Raw genomic sequence first — 21,172 nt, 5'->3', positions numbered from 1 at the left:
AACACGAAGGATTTTATTATAAATTGTTTTACAGCAAGCTCTTACATTCATAAAATTATCCGTGAAATCCGTGCCATCTGTGGATAATAAAATCAATTAAAACCATATCCCCTTCGTGTGTTTCGTGGTAAAAAAACACAAAATCCGCGCGAATCTTCGTAATCACTAATGACAATCAATATGCCAAAATGACAGCAGAAATTGTTTTCAAATCTGTTCTGCGAGTCAGTTTTGTTTCATACAAGCCCCCAGAGGCTATGGCACGGAATTTGTGTATGCTCAGTGGTTCCTGAATTTTACGGAAAGGTAATTGAGGATGAAATTTGACAAATTCACAGTAAAAGCACAAGAAGCCCTGGCGACCGCCCAGCAGATCGCCATGGCTAAGAAAAATACGGTTTTGAGCCCTCTGCATCTGTTCTCAGCAATACTGGACGATGAGGATGGTGTTGCCGGGCAGGTGTTCGAGAAGCTCGGCGTGAAGGTTTCACGGCTCAAGGAGATGACAGAGTCTGAGATTATGAAGCTCTCGACCGGCAAAACAGGCTCAATGATTATGCCGGATATGCAGCTAAATCAGATAGTATTAAACGCCCAGAATGAAGCAGATCAAATGGGCGATGAGTATCTCAGCGTTGAACATATTCTGATCTCGCTTGCGAAGGTGGAGAGCACGGTAAAAGAGATTCTAAGCCTGAACTCTGTAAACGCAGATCAGATAAAAGAGGCCGTTGACAATGTTCGCGGCGGTCAGAAGGTAACCGATGAAAACCCCGAAGCGGGCTATCAGGCGCTCGAGAAATACGGGATTGATCTTGTGGAGATGGCCAGAAACGGCAAGCTCGATCCGGTTATCGGCCGGGAAGACCAGATCCGCAGGTGTATGCAGGTGCTCACTCGCCGCACGAAGAATAATCCTGTTCTGATTGGGGAGCCGGGAGTTGGGAAAACGGCTATCGTTGAGGGAATGGCGCAGCGGATTGTGGATGGAGACGTTCCAGCCGGGCTCAAGGAAAAGAAGATTATAGCTCTGGATATGGGCTCTCTGATTGCAGGCACAAAATTCCGCGGCGAGTTTGAAAGCAGGTTTAAGGCTGTTCTCAAAGAGGTTACTGAATCTGCGGGCAAGATTATTCTGTTCATAGACGAACTGCATAATATTGTAGGAGCGGGAAAAACAGAAGGCTCTGTAGATGCGGGCAATCTGCTCAAGCCCTCGCTTGCAAGGGGCGAGCTTCGCTGCATAGGCGCTACCACCCTCGCTGAATACCGTAAGCAAATCGAGAAAGATGCCGCCCTTGAGAGGAGGTTTCAGCCGGTGCTGGTGGAGGCGCCGTCTGTGGAGGAAACTGTTGCGATACTGCGCGGCCTGAAAGACCGCTACGACGCCCATCACGGCGTGCGTATTCAGGATTCTGCTCTCGTCTCAGCGGCCACTCTCTCCAACCGCTACATAACAGACCGCTGGCTTCCCGATAAGGCTATAGACCTCATAGACGAGGCGGCCTCGAAGCTGCGCATTGAAAACGACTCGCTCCCCGAGGAGCTTGATAAGATAAGGCGGAGGATCGTTCAGCTGCAGATTGAGCGGGAGGCTCTGAAGAAAGAGAGCGATGAGGCAAGCCAGAAACAGCTCGCAGAAACCGAAAAACAGCTTGAAGAGCTTGAAAAAGAGAATCAAAAGCTTACAGAGCAGTGGGACCGTGAGAAGGAAGGTATCGATGAGCTCAAATCGATAAAGCAGGAAGTTGAGAAGGCTCATAACGAATTCGAGGAAGCCCAGCGCAACGGCGAGCTGGAGAAGGCAGCCCGTATAAAGTACGGCAAGATTATCGAGCTGGAAAAACAGCTTGAAGAGGCCGAGAAAAAGGCACGCGAGGAAGGCAGCGGCGAGCCGAAGCTCATCCAGAACGAGGTAACAGCGGAGCATATCGCAGAGGTAGTTTCCAGCTGGACGGGAATCCCCGTTTCGAATCTGATGGTGGGCGAGAGGGAGAAGCTCATCAATATGGAAACAAAGCTCAAAGAACGTGTTGTCGGGCAGGATCAGGCAGTATCCTCGCTTTCGAATGCCGTTAGGCGGAGCAGGGCAGGGCTCAGCGATCCGAAACGCCCGATAGGCGTATTCCTGTTTCTCGGGCCTACAGGCGTTGGAAAAACAGAGCTTGCCAAGGCGCTTGCTGAGTTTATGTTCAACGATGAGAACGCCATGATTCGAATCGATATGAGCGAGTTTATGGAAGCTCATTCTGTTTCTCGGCTTATCGGAGCTCCTCCGGGATACGTGGGCTATGAAGAAGGCGGCAAACTCACCGAATCTGTGCGGAGGCGGCCTTATTCTGTTGTCCTGCTCGATGAGATCGAAAAGGCTCATGAAGACGTGTTTAACGTGATGCTTCAGATCTTTGATGACGGCCGGCTTACCGACGGGAAGGGCAGAACCGTTGACTTCAAAAACACCGTTATCATTATGACCAGCAACCTCGCAGGCGATCAGATAAGATCGCTCACTCAGGAAGACGGGGCAGACTGGGAGATAGAAGCGCACGTTCGAGATGTGCTTACTCAGGTGTTCCGCCCGGAATTTCTCAACAGGATCGATGAGAAGCTCGTATTCAAAACGCTCGGAAAAGAAGAGCTCAAGCAGATTGTTGAGCTCCAGCTTGAAAACCTCAGGCAGAGGCTCGCGGAGAGGGATGTTGAGGTTGAATTTACCGATGCAGCAACAGAGCTGATTATGGATGAAGGATACGATCCGGTATTCGGGGCAAGGCCGCTCAAGCGGGCTATCCAGCACCGGCTCGAAAACAAACTCGCCTCGGAGATGCTCGAAGGCAAATTCTCACAGGGCGATAAGATACTCATAGACGCCGACAAATACAGCTACACTGTAAAGAAGCTCGAGGCCGGCGATTAATATAGATTTAGGGGGCGCGAGGCTGCGTCCCCTTCTTTCTTTCCGCTGATTATTTCTTTTCCAGCATAAGCCTTTGCGAGGGTTTAAGGGAATTTATCCCTGATTAATGCTGGCTCTCATTTCTGCTTTCCAGTTTTCGTATTCCTTTGTCAGCTTTTTCACTATTTCAGGGTTTTTGTCTGCTAAGTCATTGGTTTCGCCAATGTCATTTTTCAAGTTGAACAGCTGCGGCTTCTCAGGGAGCGGCTGTTTTCTTCCGCTAATAATATCTTTAGTGAACAGCCTTGCCTTAACCAGCTTCCAGTCGCCGTCGCGAACAGCAAATTGGTCGCCGAAATGCCAAAACAGCGGGCCGCGTTTCTGAGTTTTCTCGGGGCGTTTGAGCATTGGCATAAGATTCTTTCCGTCCAGCGGTTTTCCCTGAATATTCTCCTGCCCCGCTGCGGCGAGAAAGGTTGGCAGAATATCCAGCGTTGATACCACATTCTCGCAAACTTTCCCCTTCGCTGCCTTCCCGGCGGGATACCGCATTATTATCGGGATTCGAATACCACCTTCAAACAGGCTGTATTTCGTACTCTTTAACGGCCGATTCACAGAGCCTGTCTCCCTTGTTGGTGCACCGCCGTTGTCAGGCATAAACACAACGAAAGTGTCTTCTTCAAGATTGAGCTTTTCAAGAGTGTCAAGCAGGCGGCCGATATTATCATCCATACATGCCGTATTAGCAAGGCACCACCGGCGATAGGTTTCATCATCAACATCAGCCTTGCCGTGGCCGTAGCGGTCGTAATAAGTGTAATATTTTCCGTTTTCAGGGTCATACAAAGGCACCTTTTTCGCGCCGAAACGCTCTAAATAACGCTCGGGAACAAGATGCACCAGAGCATGCACTGAATTGTAAGATACGCATGCAAAGAACGGTTTTTCTCTTTGGCGTTTTATGAAGTCTATAGCGTAATCGGTAAAGATTTCAGTAGTATAGCCTTTTTCAAATGATTTTTTGGCATTATTATGGAATAAAGTACCTAATGAAGCGCTTGCTCCGTTTGGATCGGGTGTGGCCTTTTCAATTTTCTCAGACAAATGAAAATAATCGTGGGCATGTGCGGAAAATCCTAAAAACTCGTCAAATCCGTGGTTCATTGGAAATTCACGAACATCCGTGCGGTGATAATTCTGCCCGAAATCGCTTTTGCCGAATTTCCCCGTCTTATAGCCAGCCTGTTTGAGATACTCCGCCAGCATCCTTTCATCTTTTGGCAGAGGCTTAGCCCAGCCCCACATACCCCATCTCTGCTGGTATCGACCAGTATTCAATCCAGCGCGGGAAGGGCTGCACGCAGGCCCGGTAACATATCCTTGCGTAAAACGAACGCCGTCCCGGGCTAATCTGTCCATATTCGGGGTGTTCACATCCGGGGAGGAATGAGCATAAGCGCTTACATCTGCGTAACCAAGATCATCAGCTATTATCAGCAGCACATTCGGTTTGCGGTTGTTTTCAGTGAGGAAAGAGCCTCCGCAGCCGGAGAGAAACGAAGCTGAAGCCCCAATGCATACAGACCTTAAAAAGTTACGCCGGTTCATAGAATTCTCCTTGTTTTGAGTGAAATTTTTACTTTTTCATTTATGCAAACTTAAATATTAGCAAATTACTCGAAAGTTGAAACGCAAAATAGGATAAAAATTCCGCAATTATGTGCAATATAAGCTGCAGGATTATGAGAAACGATTTATGAAAGAATATTGCAGAGCTCTGCTTGAATTCCCATACACGCCGACAGGTACAGCTGCAGTGTAAAGAAGCTCAAAGACCCTGAAGGGGATGTGGTTTTAACTGAATTGATTGGCTTAGCAGGTAAACGATGACACAGATAGCACAGACAGTTTTATGAATGTAAAGCATTGTCATAAAGAAACTTACAACAAGACCCTTCGTGCCCTTGGTGTCCTCCATGGTTCAAACCGAATCCCAAGCTCAAAAATCCTGTCAATCACCTTGAAGGTATTATTGAAATGCGAAGGGACGAACCAGTGCTAACACCCCATTTTTAAGCCGCAAAAGATTATTCGTACTTATGCCCTGCGTTTGCGGCGGATAAATAGCCCGCCAAGCCCGATCAGTGCCATCGTCGTCGGCTCGGGGGTGATTGTAACAGTAGTTACGCTAAATTCTGCATATTCCCCGTTTACATTTTCAACTTCGAAATAGCTGCCGTAAGAATCGCTGAAATCATACTCCCCTAAATAATCCGAGAAATACGCTTCGGGGGGTAAGTAGGTCTGGCTGGAATAGTCAAAGCCGAAGCTGCTATTATCTTCAGTAAATTCGACATATTTCAAATAATCATCGTTTGGCGCAGTGATGCTTAGATTGCTGGAATCTGCAGCTGCAGTAAGATTGAATCCTGTAAAGCTATCAAATCCAAGATCTGTAAAATAAATATCCAAACTGTCAGATGGGTCAGAATTATTCGAATCCGGCGTTTGATATTCTCCAGAAACGCCTGAGCCGTAAATATCAAGGAACACAGGGGCATCTGCGGTGAGCTCTGTTTTCCATAAGTTTTGCGCTTGACTGAATACATCTTCCGTTTGTTCGGTTCTTGAACCGTCAGCAACAAAGCTGAAACTGTAAGACTGGCCTTCCTAATAGCCTAATGCTGTTTCTGAGGCCTCGGCATTGATTGTAAACACAGGATTATACGCCGCCAAACTTACCGAAGCGGTAACAACCAGTACAGTTGGAGTCAGTAAATTTTTCATTTTCACACCTGCCAACTTTAATTCCACTAAACTTTATAAAAACTATTATTTCCTAATCTACCAAATAAAAACGCAGAATTCAAATTAAAATTCAGTATTTTTGGTTATTTTTTAAATTTTTTTAGTAGATTTTCTTGTCCAGAGATGATGTTGATTTCGCTAATTTGTTTTTGTTTTACCACGAAACCCGCGAAACACACGAAGGGGATATGGTTTTGATTTAATTAAAGAAGTTTGGCAGGTAAACGATCTCGCAGATTTATGTCGCATCGAAGTTTATTATCCACAGATGACGCAGATTTTACAGATAATTTTATGAACGTAAAGCATTGTTATAAAATATCTTAAAAAAATTCTTCGCGCCCTTGGAGCGCTTAGTGGTTTAATCCAATCCCCAGCAGTTCAAAATCAATAGTGCATAAGTTTTTTTCGCAGAATTTTCACTCTGCGCAGGCGGGCGTTTGCGCAGGTTCGCCCATGCTCGCCAACAAAACCTTCAGGCAAAAAATCCTTAGCGAGTTTTCCGCCGCAGGCGGACTGGCTCAGTAAATAGATAATAAATTCTGCAAAGCATTGCAGCCTGATGATTTGCATTTTGCCAAAAAATATTGTCGCACACTGCTAAGCTTTTTGCGGATTTTCTGATTTATATTTATTCTGCTGAGGTTAGAATATGCTCGAAGGGTAATACTTAAATACACAAGGCAGAGATCTTTAGAATTTTGGATATAGAGCTAAAAAATAGAAAGTCCGCTCAGAGGTCTGAGCTTAAAGCAGCTTTATCCCGCCTTAGCCCTGAAAATATACAGGCCAAATCGCTTGAGATATGCAAGAGGATTGAGCAGCTTGAGGTTTATATACAGGCAGGTGCGGTAATGGGGTATCTAGCTTACGGCCATGAGGTAAATCTGGACTACCTGCTCGCCAGCGCCCTGAAGCAGGGAAAAGCCGCAGCAGTGCCGGAAGTTCAAGAGGAGAAGGGAAAAATGCGGGCTGTTCGGCTTAATTCGCTTGAAAACTGCATTAAAAAAGATAAATTTGGAATAAGAGTGCCGCAAGACGGTGCTGAGGTTTCGCCGGAGAGGCTTGATTTGATTATACTGCCAGGGCTCGGCTTCGATGTTCAGGGCGGAAGGCTGGGTAAAGGCGGGGGCTACTACGACCGCTTCCTAAGCTCCGATAATGTTCGGGGGCATCTTTGCGGGGTCTGCTTTGAGGTTCAAATTGTGGAGCAGGCAGCTTCCGGGGATAGAGATATTTCGGCGGACACTATAATAACAGAAAAGAGAATATTAACACGTCCATAAGACAAAGGATTGACAATGGCAAGGAAGGGCTATGTGCCTTACAGTTCAAGGCAGAAGAAAAAGAACACATTTATTTTTGCGGTTATAGGTGCTATCATTGCGGCGGGGATATTCTTTGCTTTTAAGGCTCTCAACAAGGCGGAGGAAACTGAGCTTCCAGAATCTTCTCAAACAGCTTTATCGGAAGAACAGGCAGCTTCAGCTGAGACTGCAAGCCAGACCGAGCAGCAGTCATCCTCTCAGGAGCCAGCAGAAAATGAGGCGGACACCGAACAGTCAGGCGAGGCCCCGCGTTATCTTGTAGGTGAGGCGGAAGAGCAAACCCGCGCCGAGCGTGAAATGCCTTTAACTGAAGGCGAAGAGGCCGGCTATGCAGACCAAGATGATACTGAGCAAACCCCTGCTGATACAGATGAAGGAGAAGAGCAAGATTCGGCCTACAGCGATACTATAGGAGAAGATGATGCTTCAGATTCGGAGGATTCAGAAGGTTATACGGATGAATCAGATGTTATCAGCGGCAAGATCTCAAATGCCCGTTCGCTTGTTCGTTCAGGTGAGGTTATCAAGGCGAGGGATATGCTAAACAACACCCTCAGCAGGTATCCTGATTCACTCCAGAGAAGGGCGCTGAAGGATATGCTCGAGAAGCTCTCTGAGAGATGGCTTTTCAGCGAGGATGTTTTAAAAGGCGATCCGCACTGCCATTATTATACTGTTCAGAGAGGCGATATGCTTAGCCGAATAGGCGATGAGTATAATGTTCCTTGGGAATTTCTGCTGAAGATAAACGATATGCTCAGGCCAGAACAGCTCCGTGCCGGCGAAGATATCAAGGTGGTTAAAGGGCCTTTCAACCTGATCGTGAATAAAAGCACCTACAATATGGATCTATACCTTGACAATCTTTACGTAAAATCCTATCCGATAGGTATAGGCAGAGAAGAGCATGCCACCCCCACAGGTATGTGGGTTGTAAAACCCGGGGGGAAGATGGTTTCGCCAACTTGGACGGACCCGGATTCCGGCAGAACTTATGACGCAATGGATCCGGACTATCCTCTCGGCAAGAGGTGGATAGCTATTAAGGGCATCTCCGGTGATGCAAAGGGCAGGACAGGCTTTGCTATTCACGGAACCAGCGAGCCCGAGAGCATAGGCCAGAAAAGCAGCCGAGGCTGCATAAGGCTGAGCAACGAGGATGTTGTGGAGGTTTACGACCTTATGATGCTGGGCAAATCGCATGTTCAGATTATAAACTGATTTGCTCTAAAATCCTGCTGCTTTTAAAATGCAGAGTTGAAACCGAATTCTAATGATTTTTTTTTATTTCAATAACTTTTACGGGGATTATAATCTGTCGCTCTAATAAAATTATGCAGATATTTTTTACTTGATGGTAATTGAACAGAAAAAAATAGATTATATTGCCCTTGGTCTCACGGTGCTCGTGCACGTTGTGCTTCTGGGTACATTCGCCCTGATACAGTTCTCCAGAGGCGGATTCAAGGAGCTTTTGAACAACCCTGCTGTTGTTGCAGTTCGTGAGCTGGATTTTTTCAGCTCGGGGGATTTTATCGTTGATACTCCTTCAGTAAAGCGTTCCGGCTACAGCAGCGCAGGTTTCGGGGCAGGCCGGTTTGATGTTGATGTAAATATGCGTTCTGAGGGCGTTGCAAGCCTTTCCGGAGCTGGCAGCCTCAGCTCAGTTCTCGGTATTTCAGGGGGCAGCCCTGAAGGTGCGGGCGGCGAAGGCGGCCCGGGCGGAGGTGCAGGAGGACAAGGCGGCGCAAGCGGTGCAGGAGGCGGAGAAGGCGCTGGAACTGGCCAAGGCGGCTCGGAAAGCGGCGCTGGGCAGGGGCAAGAAGGCCAAGGCAGCGGCCAAGGCGGTGAAGGAGGTGGAGAAGGAGGCGGAGAAGGCTCTTCTGAAGGCGCAGGCGAAGGCGGCGGCGGAGGAGAAGCCGGCGGCGGGCTCAGAAAACAGGGCACATACCGCGTTTCAGGCCCGAGGCTCAGCGGACAGATTGCAGGAGTCCCGCAGGCCACCGAAGAACGCCCTGCAACAAAGTCCAACAGGATTGAATTTTTTGGAAACGTTGCAAGCGCTAGGAAGGTTTGCTTCGTGGTTGACTGCTCAGGGAGTATGCTCGGATTCTTTGGAGAAGTGAAGCAGAAGCTCAATGAAGCAATAACAAACCTCAAGCAGGATAATTTCTTTGCGGTTATAGTGTTCCGAGGCTCGGATATACTGGAGCTCGAGCAGAAAAAGCTCATAAGGGCGAGCGATGCAGGCAAGAAGACAGGCCTTGAGATGGTGAAATCGGTTCCTATGCCAATGGGCGGACCCGATGCAATGGAGGCCATTAAGAAGGCAATTGAATACAAAGACAGCATCGGCGATCATGCCGGAGTGATATATTTCCTTACAGACGGATTCGATTATGCAGGCTTCTCGATGGAAGTTGAGCGGTACAGGAAAGAATTTGCGCCGGCTGTGAAGATACATACAATCGGTTTTAGAACTAACAGTAAAGACGCTGCTATGCTCAGGCGGATGGCTGAAAACAGCGGCGGGAAGTTTACACTTTATTCTGAGGGAGTAAATTAAATTGAAAATGAACAAGAACTGGACAAGACTTTGGCTGCTTGTAATAAGCCTTTTCGTACTTATAGGCCTCTCTGCTCAGCTTCATGCTCAAGGAGAAGAATCTTCGCTGGATGAGAGCGCAGTTTTGGAAGGTGATTACGACGAAGGCGTTTCGTTCTTGAGGCAGTTTGTTATTGAGGGCGGCCCGATTGTATGGTTTGTTCTTATGCCTCTATCTTTCTATTCGTGTTATCAGGCAATCGACTTGAGCATTAAGACAAGCAGGGAAATTCTTCTGCCTGAAGAAAATACCAAACAGCTCAAAAAGATTGCAGAAAAGGGCGATAAAGAGGTTATTAAAGCGGCAGCTGCCAAGCAGGATGATTTGCTCAGTTATTCGCTTTCAAGGGCGTTCAACCTCGTAAAAACAAAAGAGGTTGGGTACATGGGGCTTCAGCAGATGGTTTCTGATGTGCTTCAGGAAAGAACGCTTGAGATATTGAGAAAGGTTGAAAGACTGAACCTTACCGGTAACATCTCTCCTATGGTTGGTCTTTTCGGTACGGTTTTTGGTATGATTAAATCGTTTAACACGATTGTTGAGGCAGGCGGTCAGCCGGACGCATCCCAGCTTGCAGGAGGCATATCAATCGCTCTTGTAACCACGTTCTGGGGGCTGTTTGTGGCTATCCCGTCGCTTTTTATCTACGGCTATCTTAGGAACAAGCTTGAAGCAATGGCCAGTGAGGCTGCTGTTGAGGCGGAAACAGTGCTTGATAAGATAGAGGGTATCTATTAATGCTTCTCGAAAAGCTGAGAAATGCTGCAGGATATTTAGAATTTAATATTACCGCTATCATTGATATTATCTTTATTCTGATTATTTTCCTGCTTTTCCTCGGTCAGTTTATCGCTTCGGAGAACTACCCTGTGGAATTGCCCGAGCAGATGCATAAATCTGTTGCGGATGAAGGCTCTAAGCCCGGTGAGGTGGTTCTGAATGTAATGCGGGAGGATGACGGAACGATAATGTGCATCTTTCAGAATTCAAAGCTTGCCCTGGAACCCGGGCAGGGGACGATAGCTGAATTGGAGAGGATGATAAACAGGGGTATTGAACTGCTTCACGGCGAGGCAATGATTAATCTCAGGATGGACAGAGAGCTTGTGTTCAGGGAATACAAGCCTGTTATAACAGCAATCGCTAAAAGCAACGCCTCAGAAATGATTATATCCGGTCTTCAGGAGAAGAGAGATAAAAACGCTGCAATAGGCACTAATGCCCCGCAAACTGACCCTGCCGCAGAGTAGTCTGTCAATTTGACATTTCCAAGTGAATCCAATTGGTTGGCAGAGAAGTTTAGTCTGCCTGTAATTGAACCTGCTTAAGCTGTGTAAGCTCTTTATTTACAAGCTTTTGCAATTTCTGCCCGATTGGAGTCCCCCGTTTTAGAACTGTGCTGGCATTATAGTTGCTTGCAGAGTAATCAGTAAATTGTAAAAATCGATATTACAGGAGCAGTAAAATATGGCAAAAAAAGAACTTTCCTTCGAAACCGATGCGAGAGCATCGCTGCTTAGCGGTGTTGAAAAGCTCTCGGCGGCCGTTAAATCAACACTCGGGCCGCGGGGACGCTGCGCAATAATAGACAAGGGCTGGGGAAGCCCGACAGTAACTAAAGACGGGGTTACTGTAGCAGAAGAGATAGACCTGTTCGATAAGAACGAAAATATGGCAGCCTCACTTGTTAAGGAAGCTGCGAGCAAAACCAACAAAAAGGCAGGCGACGGAACTACCACTGCTACAGTACTTGCTGAGGCAATCTTCAAAGAGGCCTACAGAAATCTTGCCGCCGGCGCAGACCCAATGGCAATGAACAGAGGCATCAAGAAGGCTGTTGAAGCGGCAGTAAAACAGCTGGCAAAGATATCCAAGCCTGTTAATATTGAGAGCAAGAAGGATATTGTGAGTATCGCTTCGATCTCTGCAAACAACGACAAAGAGATCGGAAAGCAGATGGCCGAGGCATTTACCAAGGTCGGCAAGGACGGAGTGATTACTGTGGAAGAGGGCAAAGGCCTTGAAACCTCAGTAGATTACGTTGAAGGTATGCAGTTCGACAGGGGCTTTTTATCCCCCCATTTCGCAACAAACAGCGACAGTATGCTTTGCGAAATGTCAAAGCCATACGTTCTTATATATGAGGACAAAATCAGCAATGTGCAGAAGATTGTTCCCCTTCTCGAAGAGGTTGCCAAAACAAAGCGTCCCCTTCTTATTATTGCAGAGGATGTTGAGGGCGAGGCCCTTGCAACGCTCGTTGTAAATAAGATGAGAGGCGTGGTTGATGTATGTGCTGTTAAGGCCCCCGGCTACGGCGACCGCAGAAAGGCAATGCTCGAAGATATTGCCGCCTGCACAGGCGGAGAGGCAGTTATGAAGGATCTGGGCGTTGAGCTGGACAGCCTTCAGCTTGCTCAGCTCGGACAGGCCAAGAAAATAGTAGTTGACAACGACAGCACGGTTATAGTTGAAGGTGCAGGTGCAGAAAGCGATATCCAAGCCCGCATAAATATGATAAAGGGCGAGATAGAAGCCACCACCAGCGACTACGACCGCGAGAAGCTTCAGGAAAGAATGGCCAAGCTCACCGGCGGCGTTGCCCAGATTAACGTTGGCGCTGGAAGCGAAGCGGAGATGAAGGAAAAGAAGGCACGAATCGAAGACGCCCTTCACGCTACAAGAGCCGCACTTGAGGAAGGTATCGTAGCAGGCGGAGGTGTTGCTCTGGTTCGCTGCATGGATGCCGTTAAGAAGCTCAAGCTCAAGGGTGATGAAAAAACCGGAGCCAATGCTGTAGCAAATGCCCTGAAGATGCCGTGCCACTGCATTGCAGAGAATGCCGGTGCAGTTGCCAATCTCGTTGTTAATAACGTTTTAGAAGGTGAAGACGGCTACGGATACAATGCAAATACAGGCAAATACGAAAACCTTATCGAGGCAGGCGTGATTGATCCTGTTAAGGTTACCAGAATCGCCCTTGAAAACAGCGCAAGCGTTGCAGGTCTTTTGATGACTACAGACTGCGTTGTAACACAGAGCCCTGATGAAGATTCCGGCGCAGGCGCTGGAATGGACCCGTCCGGCGGAATGGGTGGTATGGGCGGTATGCCCGGCATGGGCGGCATGGGAGGAATGGGCGGTATGCCCGGTATGGGGATGATGTAGTCCCTGCTCCCGTTTAGCTCATAGGAAATTTTGATAATACTAACTGTCTGCCAATTATTATACAGGAGATAAAAAAATGAAAATAAAACCTCTCAGTGATAGAGTAGTGATTGAGCCTTCAGAGGCTGAAGAAGTAACACAGGGCGGGATTATTCTCCCGGATACAGCAAAAGAAAAACCCCTCATGGGCAAGATTACTGCCGTAGGCGAGGGTAAAACGCTCAAAAACGGCGAAAATGCCGAGATGAGCGTTAAAGTTGGTGATCTTGTGGCGTTCGGCCGCTTCGCCGGTACCGATTTCAAGGTTGACGGCAAAGAGTATAAGATTATGCACGAAACCGATATTCTGGGCGTAATTGAGTAATTCATTGACACTGACTTAATGGCCTTAGTCGGCCGGAGGATATAAAATGGCAAAACAAATGATGTACGATACAGATGCGAGAAAGCAGCTGCTCGAAGGGCTTCAAACCCTTGCATCTGCAGTGAAGGTAACAATGGGGCCTACCGGAAAAAACGTGCTCCTTTCTAAAAGCTTCGGGGCCCCGAAGGTAACAAAAGACGGCGTTTCTGTGAGCAAGGAGATCGAGCTTGAAGACCCGTTCAAAAATATGGGCACCAAGATGGTTAATCAGGTGGCCAATAAAACCAGCGACAATGTTGGTGACGGCACTACAACAGCTACAGTGCTCGCTGAGGCTATCTTTTCAGAAGGCCTCAGGCACGTAACTGCAGGAGCGAATCCTGTGGCAGTTCAGCGCGGGATAAACAAGGCTGCTGAGGCGGCTGTTGAGTTTATTCAGCAAAGCTCCAAAAAGGTACGCGGACACGAAGACATAGCCAAGGTGGCATCTATCAGCGCCAACAACAACAAACAGGTAGGCGAGATGATCGCTGATGCTATGGACAAGGTTGGCAAAGAAGGCGTTATCGAGGTGGAAGAAGGCAAGGCAATGCAGACAGAGGTTAGCGTTGTCGAAGGTATGCAGTTCGACCGAGGTTACCTTTCTCCATACTTTATGACCAACACCGAATCTCTCGAAGCCCAGCTCGAAGATGCCTACATCCTTCTCTATGAGAAGAAGATTACTAACGTAAAAGAGATCGTTCCGCTTCTGGAAAAGGTTTCTCAGTCCGGCAAGCCATTGCTTATCATCTCTGAGAACATTGAAGGCGAGGCTCTTACGGCTCTTGTAATAAACCGCCTGCAGGGCGTTCTCAAGATTGCAGCTGTAAAGGCTCCGGGCTTTGGAGACCGCCGAAAGGCAATGCTCGAGGATATTGCAGTGCTTACTGGCGGAGAGGTTATCACAGAAGACCTCGGCGTGAAGCTTGAGTCTGTGGAGCTTTCTCAGCTCGGGAAGGCAAGGAAAGTAGTTGTGGGCAAGGAAACTACAACTATAATTGAAGGCGAAGGAAAGAAGAAAGATATCAAGGCGCGCTGCGAGCAGATCAGGGCTATACTGGAAAAATCAACCAGCAGCTATGATCAGGAAAAGCTTCAGGAACGCCTTGCCAAACTTACCGGCGGTGTAGCGGTAATCAAGGCCGGCGCTGCTACGGAAGTGGAAATGAAAGAACGCAAAGACCTTCTCGACGATGCTCTCTGTGCTACAAGGGCAGCGAGCGAGGAAGGAATCGTTGCCGGCGGCGGAGTGATATTCCTCCGTGCAATTAAAGGCCTTAGCGAAGCGAGAAACAAAGTTCGCGGCGATGAGAAGCTCGGTTTTGATATAATGACAAACGCCCTGAAAGCCCCTGCGATTCAAATCGTGAAAAACGGCGGCGGCGACGGCGATGTTGTTGCAGAGCAGATCCTCGAGATGACGGGCAGCAAAGGCTACAATGCTGCAACAGGTGAATTTGTTGATATGATTCAGGCGGGTATTATAGACCCTGCGAAGGTGTCTCGAATTGCCCTTCAGAATGCAGCGTCTGTCGCAGGCCTTATGCTTACAACGAACGTTATGATTACCGATTACGAGCAGAAGGAAGATGAAGCCGATATTCCGGGCTCTGTTCACTAAAAGATATTGAATCAGCCAGACCGCAGGGCCTTTAGCTCGGAGTTTATTTGAGTTTTGCCCTGCGGTTTTTTCTTAAACGCAGCTCTTCCGAGTTGTTCGGAGTTGCCCGTGTCTCAGGTCTTGCCAAGGCCAGCGGGTTTCTTATGTAAACAGGCGAGGCGGAAATGACAGCTTGAGCTCGGCCCTTGAGTCGGGCTGCGAATTAAAAACGGGCAGAAGTTATGACAAAAAGAGATTACTACGAAATACTGGGCGTAAGCAAAGATGCAAGCGCAGATGAAATAAAAAAGGCTTACAGAAAGCTCGCAGTTAAGTATCACCCCGATAAGAATAAGGGGGATAAAGAGGCTGAGGAGAAATTCAAGGAGTGCGCTGAGGCATACGAGGTTCTCAGCAACCCCGAGAAACGCAAGAAATACGATCAGTTCGGACATGAAGGCCTGAGAGGTTCAGGCGTTCATGATTATTCGAATATGAACGTTGATGATATATTCTCGAACTTCGGCGATATATTCGGCGATATATTCGGCGGCGGCTTCAGCAGCGGCTTTGGCGGAGGTTTCGGGCGAAGAGCAAACCCGAACGCACCGCGCAAAGGTCTCGATCTTGAGACAAGCGTTGAGCTTACGCTGGAAGAGGCAGCTAAAGAGAGCAAAAGAACTATAGACTTTACCCGTCAGGATAAGTGCGATAAGTGTGATGGCAGCGGATGCGAACCGGGGACGAATCCCAAAACCTGCCCAACCTGCGGCGGAAGCGGACAGGTTAGCACTACACGAATGGGCGGTTTTTTCCAGACAATCTCTACCTGCCCAAGCTGTAAAGGCACTGGCAAAGTAATATCCAACCCATGCACAAAATGCAAGGGCAGCGGAAGGATGCCGGTCAAGAGAAAGGTTACCGTTAAGATCCCTGCTGGAATACATGAAGGACAGGCGGTTAGAGTGGCCGGTGAGGGCGAGCCGGGCGTAAACGGAGGCCCGAACGGCGATCTTTACTGCTATGTTGATATAAAAAAGCATCCGTTCCTCGTTAGAGACCGGAACGATTTGATAGCTGTAGTTCCAGTAAGCTTTACTCAGGCGGCTCTCGGGGCAAAGATTGATGTCCCAAGCCTTGAAGGCAGAAAACAGCTTACAATACCTGCCGGAACGCAGTATGGTGATGTGTTCAGGATAAAGGGGCAGGGAATGCCTGATCTGAGAAGCTCAAGAAAAGGCGATGAGCTTGTCCGGGTAACTGTGGAGATACCCAAGAAACTCAAACCAAAACAGGAGCAGCTGCTTAAGGATTTCGCAGAAACGGAAGATAAGCACGTTTCTCCTGAGAGGGATAATTTTTTCAAAAAATTGAAAGATTATTTCGGGAATAAAAAATGACTGAAGAAAAAAACAAAAACACTCAAAATCATGAGCACAGCAAAGCTCAGGACATAAACTCAAAGCCCGAAGAGAAAAAGGCCGATTTGGGCAGCGAGAAAAACGCTAAGGAACAGAAAAAGCTTAGCAAAAAAGAAAAAATTGAGCAGCTCCAGAAGGAGTATAATGAGCTTGAAGAGAAGTTCCAGAGGCTCAGAGCAGACTATGCCAATTATCAAAAACGCGTTCCGAAGATGATTCAGGACGAGGTAAACTACAAGGTGGAGTCTTTTATCAAGGCGCTTCTGCCCGGGCTGGATAATTTTGAGCATGCAATAAAGCATTCTGAAAACAGCGAGAATGTAGAAGGCGTTGTAGAAGGCGTGCAGATGGTGTATTCGAACCTGCTTGAGATACTGAAAACTCAGGGGCTCGAGCAGATTGCTGCCAAGGGCGAGCAGTTCGACCCGTCTGTACACAGGGCAGTTGTGAATCAGAGCCTTGAAGACAAGGACGACGGGGTCGTTCTGGAGGAAATCCAGAAAGGCTACCGCATTAAGGATAAGGTTGTCCGTCCGGCAATGGTGGCAGTGAATAAGCTTCAAAAGCAGAAAAATGCAGAGCAAAGCCAGCAGCCTGAGAGTGAGAATAAATCACAGCAGGCCGAAGCCGCCCCGGATGCCTCTGAGCAAAATGCTGAGAAGGGTGAAAATTCTGAACAAACTCAGGAGGATAAAAACGATGCCGACGTATGACTACAAGTGCAGTGAATGCGGGTATGAGTTTGAGAAGTTTCAGCAGATAACCGCCTCGCCCCTTAGAAAATGTCCCGAATGCGGAAAGATGAAGCTCAAAAGGCTTATCGGCACCGGAGCCGGCGCAATCTTCAAGGGCTCAGGCTTCTATGAAACCGATTACCGCTCCGAAAGCTATAAGGCAGGCGAGAAAAAGGCCAGCGAGGCAAAATCAGAGAAAAAGAGCGGGAAGGATGCCGCCAAAAGCGAGAAATCTCCCAGCTCCGAATCAAAACCCCAAGATGGCAAACCTGCGGAAACAAAATCCGCCTGATTCTACCCCCGCTTTGCTTTTTTCAAACCCTCAGGCACGTCTCCGAGCATAGAGGCGAGCTTTCTTCGCATCGAATTCAAAACCGAATCGCTGCCGGGCTTTTTCGCAAGGTTGTGCCATTCGTATGGGTCGCTGCTGTGGTCGTATAGCTCTTCATCGCCGTTTCGATACACAATATAGCGGTGATTTAGTGTGCGCACAGACCAGTTCTGCTTCATAGGGTCGGTGCCGGTTTCCCCGCCTGCATAGATCATTGAAATCGCTGCATCAGGCCCTTCCCACTCCATACTCTTCGGGTTCTCCAGAAACGGCCTCATGCTGAAGCCGTCGAGCTTTGCGCCTTTGGAATTCTTCCTCGTATCGCCCTTCAGCCCGCAGAGGTCTTTAAGCGTTGGGTAAATATCGATCAGCGAAACAGGATGCTCTGCCTTCGTGCCCGGTTTGGTAAGCCCGGGAGCCCGCACTATCAGCGGAACGCGAGTGCTTTCCTCCCAGAGCGAATTTTTGAACAGATAATCCTTCTCGCCCATATTCCAGCCGTGGTCGCTGGTTAAAACAACGATCGTGTTATCCTTGAATGAGCTGCTGTTCAGGCTATCTAAAACTTTGCCGATGCAGTCGTCAACTGCTGCTATGCTCGCAAGATATCCCTGCGTGAAGTGCCTGAGCCCCTCTTCAATGCTTGAATAGGATTCTCCAAGCGTTTTGAAATATCTCGGGCCTTTCTGTTTCTCGTCGTAAACGTCGAGGTAGTGGGTGTCTTCTTTATCGCCAAGCTTTATCATCGGCACCTTCACATCCTCCGCGGGAAACATATCGAAGTATTTCTTCGGAACGTGAAACGGAGTATGCGGCCTTACAAACCCAACGCCCAGCATAAACGGGCGGCTGTCTTGCGAGTTTTCAAACTCTTTTATCTTCCCCGCAGCCCAGTCTGCATTTTTCTCATCAGGTGTGGGGTCTCTGTGGTCAGGGTCTTTGTATTCCATCTTTTTGTTTTCGCCCCAAGGGTAGCCGTAAATCCAGCCTTTCTTTCCGGATTCATCGTTTGGAAACGGGTTATCGCTAAGCGGTGCGTAAGACCCGTCAACAGCTCCAATCTCGCTGTATGGCTCGGGCACAGACGGGTGAGCGATTCGGTTTTCCCCGTCGAAAACGAACGGCCCATAATCGGGATGGTATTTGTGCTCGTTCCACTCATTCGGCCGGCAGTGGTGCATAAGCTTGCCCGAGCCGGCAGTTTTGTAGCCGTTTTCGCTGAAGTATTTCATCAAGCTCTTGGAATTTTTCAGCACCGGATTCCTGAACCATTTATCGAAGAACAGATTCTTTGATGTTTGCGGGTATATCCCGGTGAGGAAGCTTGCCCTGGAAGGAGCGCATACCGGATTGCTGCTGTATGCCCGTTTGAAGAGAGTACCCGATTCAGCGAGCTTCTCTATGTTGGGCGTTTTCGCCTGCGGATGGCCTCCCATCCCCTGAACATAGTCGTTGAGGTCGTCGCAGACAATCAGCAAAACGTTCGGCTTTTGTTTCTCAGCAGCTGAAACGCTGGAAGACCATAGCGTGCTCAGCCATGCTGAGGCGCAAACCCCTGCAGCACTTTTTAAAAAAGTTCTTCTTTGCATGGTTATAATCCTCTGATTAAAGTATGTTTTCATCTAAGTATGTTTTTAAGCGTGTTTTTTTTTCTAATTTTTTAGGGAAAAGGTAAAAAGACTTTAATCCGAGTCCGTACTTTTTTAGAGCTGCTCACTTGGCTAAGTACTCTCTTTTATTCAATAATTTGAAGATTCAATTACAGCTGCACGGGAGACAACAAGGGCGTTATCCCAACGGCGGTAAACTGGGCAGGCAGCGACTGCTGATTTTCGATTTTGGGATTAAGCTTGAACATCCCGCCTTTAGTTTTAAAATGCTGTTTTGGCCTGAGAGCTTGATTATGAAAATATTTAGAAAAAAAATTAATGCCAGAAGAAAGCAGGTTCGCAACACCAGGGCTGCTGAGCGGGCATCGAGATACAACGAGTTTGTAAAGCAGGGCTATATGGCAGCTGTTATCACTGCTGTTATATTTGCTCTTCTATGCAGTGCGGTTCTCTCGTTCAGTCTGGAAGGTTCGGTTGTGAAAACAGTCGGATTGGGGGAATTTCTGGCTTATTTCGCTTTGATGATGCTTATCACAGCCGGCATGGGCGTTTATACATACCTATACCGGCCTCGAATTGTCCGCAAACGGGCAAGGCTCCTTGCGTTAACAGGCCTCCTTCTGCTTCTTCTTGTTATCGCAAAAACAGGCTCAGGTTCGGAGGAATGGGTTTACCTTACAACGGGTACAGGTGTAGTCTCAGCTATGATTCTAACAATCACCTACTCCCAGCGGTATTCACTCACCATATCCCTTTTTTATGCACTTATGGCCTCCTTTGTTTTGCCCGGGCAGGAGGCTGTGGAGCTGTTTTTAACGATGGTTGCCGGCATATTTGCCTGCTGTTTTACAATGAAGGAAATACGCAACCGCTGGAAGCTCATACAGGTAAGTATGTTTGCTGCGATATGCGTAATGGCGGTATCGGTTTCCATGGGAGTTATCAACGGGCTTGAGGGGCTGCAAGTGGTTCAAAAGGCCGGTACGGCCGCTTTATCAACGTTTTTCGTAGGCGTGATAATTCAGGGGATTCTTCCTGTAATAGAGAAGGTTTTTGGCGTCGTTACGAGTATGACTCTGCTGGACTATTCCGATGCAAACCAGCCACTTCTCAAGAAGCTTGCCATGGAGGCCCCCGGAACATACAGCCACAGCCTCCTGCTCGGTTCGCTTGCCGAAAATGCTGCCGAAGCTATCGGCGCAAACGGACTTCTTTGCAGGGTTGGGGCGTATTACCACGATATCGGCAAAACAAATAAGCCAAAGTATTTTGTTGAAAATCAAATGGGTCAGGCAAACAAGCACGACACAATCACCCCTGCTATGAGCCAGCTTGTGATTGTAGGGCATGTAAAAGACGGGATTGAGATTGCAAAGGAGTATAACCTCCCCCCGACGATAAGGCAGTTTATAGAAACCCATCACGGCACCACAATTATTAAATATTTTTACGAAGAGGCGAAAAAGCAGAGGGGCGAGCAGAACGTATCTGAAGATGATTTCAGGTATCCAGGGCCAAAACCCAGCACCAGAGAGGCGGCTATCCTGATGCTCTGCGACGGGACAGAAGGAGCTACAAGAGCCCTCTCCGAACCCACGCCTTCAAAGATCTCGGCTGTGGTTCATAATATTCTGATGTCCCGCCTGAGGGACGGGCAGTTTAACGACTGCGAAATAACGATTAAAGAGCTGAGCAAAATAGAGAAGGCGCTTGTTAAGAGCCTTACGGCGCATTATCACGGCAGAGTTAAGTATCCGGAAGAAAATAACGGCGAACAGAAAGCTGAAAACGGTAATGGTGGAAACGGAAATAAACATTCAACTCACAAAACTCAGCCTCTGCGAGAGGCGATTGAGAAATCTGACTGAGTTTGCATGCGAGAGACTCGAGCTTGAAGATGCATTTATAAGCATTGCGGTCGTGGGCGACGAGGCTGTCAGCGAGGTGCACAGGCTCTTTATGGCAGACGATAAGACCACCGATGTAATAAGCTTTGACCTCACAGAGCCGGAAGGCGGAGAGGTTAATTTCGAGATTATCGTAAATTATCAGATGGCCGCAAGAACCGCTGAAGACATGCCCCACTCAGCAGAAGATGAGCTGATGCTGTACTTGCTTCACGGCCTTCTGCATAACCTTGGATTTGACGATACTACCGAAGAGGCTTTCCATAAGATGCACAAGGAAGAAGACGATATACTCGAGGAATTCGGAGTCGGCCGCATCTTCGGCGAGAGAAAGTTTGAGCCGAAGGGTTAGCT

The 21,172-nt window shown here is 48.0% G+C and carries 17 protein-coding genes; 14 read left to right on the top strand and 3 right to left on the bottom strand.

Annotation, left to right across the window (positions count from 1 at the left end; genetic code table 11):
* The first annotated feature begins 316 nt into the window (after positions 1-316).
* Positions 317-2,917 carry an ATP-dependent chaperone ClpB gene (gene clpB / locus L21SP3_RS06960; protein WP_077540166.1) on the top strand — a complete coding sequence of 867 codons (2,601 nt, stop codon included), beginning with the start codon at positions 317-319 and terminating at the stop codon, positions 2,915-2,917.
* A gap of 93 nt (positions 2,918-3,010) precedes the next feature.
* Here clpB and L21SP3_RS06955 read toward each other — a convergent pair whose 3' ends face one another.
* On the bottom strand, positions 3,011-4,507 hold the full coding sequence (locus L21SP3_RS06955) for a sulfatase-like hydrolase/transferase (RefSeq protein ID WP_077540165.1): 1,497 nt from the start codon (positions 4,505-4,507) through the stop codon (positions 3,011-3,013).
* 489 nt (positions 4,508-4,996) lie between these two features.
* Positions 4,997-5,452 carry a PEP-CTERM sorting domain-containing protein gene (locus L21SP3_RS06950; protein ID WP_077540164.1) on the bottom strand — a complete coding sequence of 152 codons (456 nt, stop codon included), beginning with the start codon at positions 5,450-5,452 and terminating at the stop codon, positions 4,997-4,999.
* A 956-nt stretch (positions 5,453-6,408) separates the two neighbouring features.
* On the opposite strand from L21SP3_RS06950, the gene L21SP3_RS06940 reads away from it, so the two are divergent.
* From L21SP3_RS06940 to L21SP3_RS06885, 11 genes are all read left to right on the top strand, one after another.
* Complete coding sequence (locus L21SP3_RS06940) at positions 6,409-6,993, top strand: 5-formyltetrahydrofolate cyclo-ligase (protein ID WP_161488135.1); 585 nt, start codon at positions 6,409-6,411, stop codon at positions 6,991-6,993.
* Positions 6,994-7,008: 15 nt separating this feature from the next.
* Complete coding sequence (locus L21SP3_RS06935) at positions 7,009-8,256, top strand: L,D-transpeptidase family protein (RefSeq protein ID WP_077540161.1); 1,248 nt, start codon at positions 7,009-7,011, stop codon at positions 8,254-8,256.
* Positions 8,257-8,389: 133 nt separating this feature from the next.
* Positions 8,390-9,601 (top strand): vWA domain-containing protein, encoded by a 1,212-nt coding sequence (locus L21SP3_RS11905; protein WP_123785155.1) that lies wholly within the window; start codon positions 8,390-8,392, stop codon positions 9,599-9,601.
* Positions 9,602-9,608: 7 nt separating this feature from the next.
* Entirely contained in the window at positions 9,609-10,379 is a 771-nt protein-coding gene (locus tag L21SP3_RS06920) for a MotA/TolQ/ExbB proton channel family protein (RefSeq protein ID WP_227806840.1), read from the top strand.
* A complete protein-coding gene (locus L21SP3_RS06915) occupies positions 10,379-10,891 on the top strand; it encodes a biopolymer transporter ExbD (RefSeq protein ID WP_077540158.1) in 513 nt (170 codons plus the stop codon). The genes L21SP3_RS06920 and L21SP3_RS06915 overlap by 1 nt, the downstream gene beginning before the upstream one ends.
* Positions 10,892-11,108: 217 nt before the next feature.
* Positions 11,109-12,809: a chaperonin GroEL gene (groL, locus tag L21SP3_RS06910; RefSeq protein WP_077540157.1), complete on the top strand. Its 1,701-nt coding sequence runs from the start codon at positions 11,109-11,111 to the stop codon at positions 12,807-12,809.
* Positions 12,810-12,885: 76 nt separating this feature from the next.
* Positions 12,886-13,173 (top strand): co-chaperone GroES, encoded by a 288-nt coding sequence (groES, locus tag L21SP3_RS06905; protein WP_077540156.1) that lies wholly within the window; start codon positions 12,886-12,888, stop codon positions 13,171-13,173.
* 46 nt (positions 13,174-13,219) lie between these two features.
* A complete protein-coding gene (gene groL, locus L21SP3_RS06900) occupies positions 13,220-14,836 on the top strand; it encodes a chaperonin GroEL (protein WP_077540155.1) in 1,617 nt (538 codons plus the stop codon).
* A 221-nt stretch (positions 14,837-15,057) separates the two neighbouring features.
* Positions 15,058-16,215 carry a molecular chaperone DnaJ gene (gene dnaJ / locus L21SP3_RS06895; RefSeq protein WP_077540154.1) on the top strand — a complete coding sequence of 386 codons (1,158 nt, stop codon included), beginning with the start codon at positions 15,058-15,060 and terminating at the stop codon, positions 16,213-16,215.
* On the top strand, positions 16,212-16,949 hold the full coding sequence (gene grpE / locus L21SP3_RS06890) for a nucleotide exchange factor GrpE (RefSeq protein ID WP_077540153.1): 738 nt from the start codon (positions 16,212-16,214) through the stop codon (positions 16,947-16,949). The genes dnaJ and grpE overlap by 4 nt, the downstream gene beginning before the upstream one ends.
* A complete protein-coding gene (locus L21SP3_RS06885) occupies positions 16,936-17,262 on the top strand; it encodes an FmdB family zinc ribbon protein (protein ID WP_077540152.1) in 327 nt (108 codons plus the stop codon). Before grpE ends, L21SP3_RS06885 begins: the two co-directional genes overlap by 14 nt.
* A 2-nt stretch (positions 17,263-17,264) precedes the next feature.
* Here L21SP3_RS06885 and L21SP3_RS06880 read toward each other — a convergent pair whose 3' ends face one another.
* On the bottom strand, positions 17,265-18,890 hold the full coding sequence (locus tag L21SP3_RS06880) for a sulfatase (protein WP_161488134.1): 1,626 nt from the start codon (positions 18,888-18,890) through the stop codon (positions 17,265-17,267).
* A 314-nt stretch (positions 18,891-19,204) separates the two neighbouring features.
* Between L21SP3_RS06880 and L21SP3_RS06875 the strand changes: the two genes are divergently transcribed.
* Together L21SP3_RS06875 and ybeY are read left to right on the top strand one after the other, a co-directional pair.
* Positions 19,205-20,779 (top strand): HD family phosphohydrolase, encoded by a 1,575-nt coding sequence (locus L21SP3_RS06875; RefSeq protein WP_161488133.1) that lies wholly within the window; start codon positions 19,205-19,207, stop codon positions 20,777-20,779.
* Entirely contained in the window at positions 20,763-21,170 is a 408-nt protein-coding gene (ybeY, locus tag L21SP3_RS06870; RefSeq protein ID WP_161488132.1) for an rRNA maturation RNase YbeY, read from the top strand. The genes L21SP3_RS06875 and ybeY overlap by 17 nt, the downstream gene beginning before the upstream one ends.
* The last annotated feature ends 2 nt before the right edge of the window (positions 21,171-21,172 follow it).

Origin of the sequence: Sedimentisphaera cyanobacteriorum, from assembly GCF_001997385.1 — a bacterium.
GTDB lineage: Bacteria > Planctomycetota > Phycisphaerae > Sedimentisphaerales > Sedimentisphaeraceae > Sedimentisphaera > Sedimentisphaera cyanobacteriorum.
Note: the sequence above shows the minus strand (reverse complement) of the source record. Positions and strands in the feature narration are given on the sequence as shown.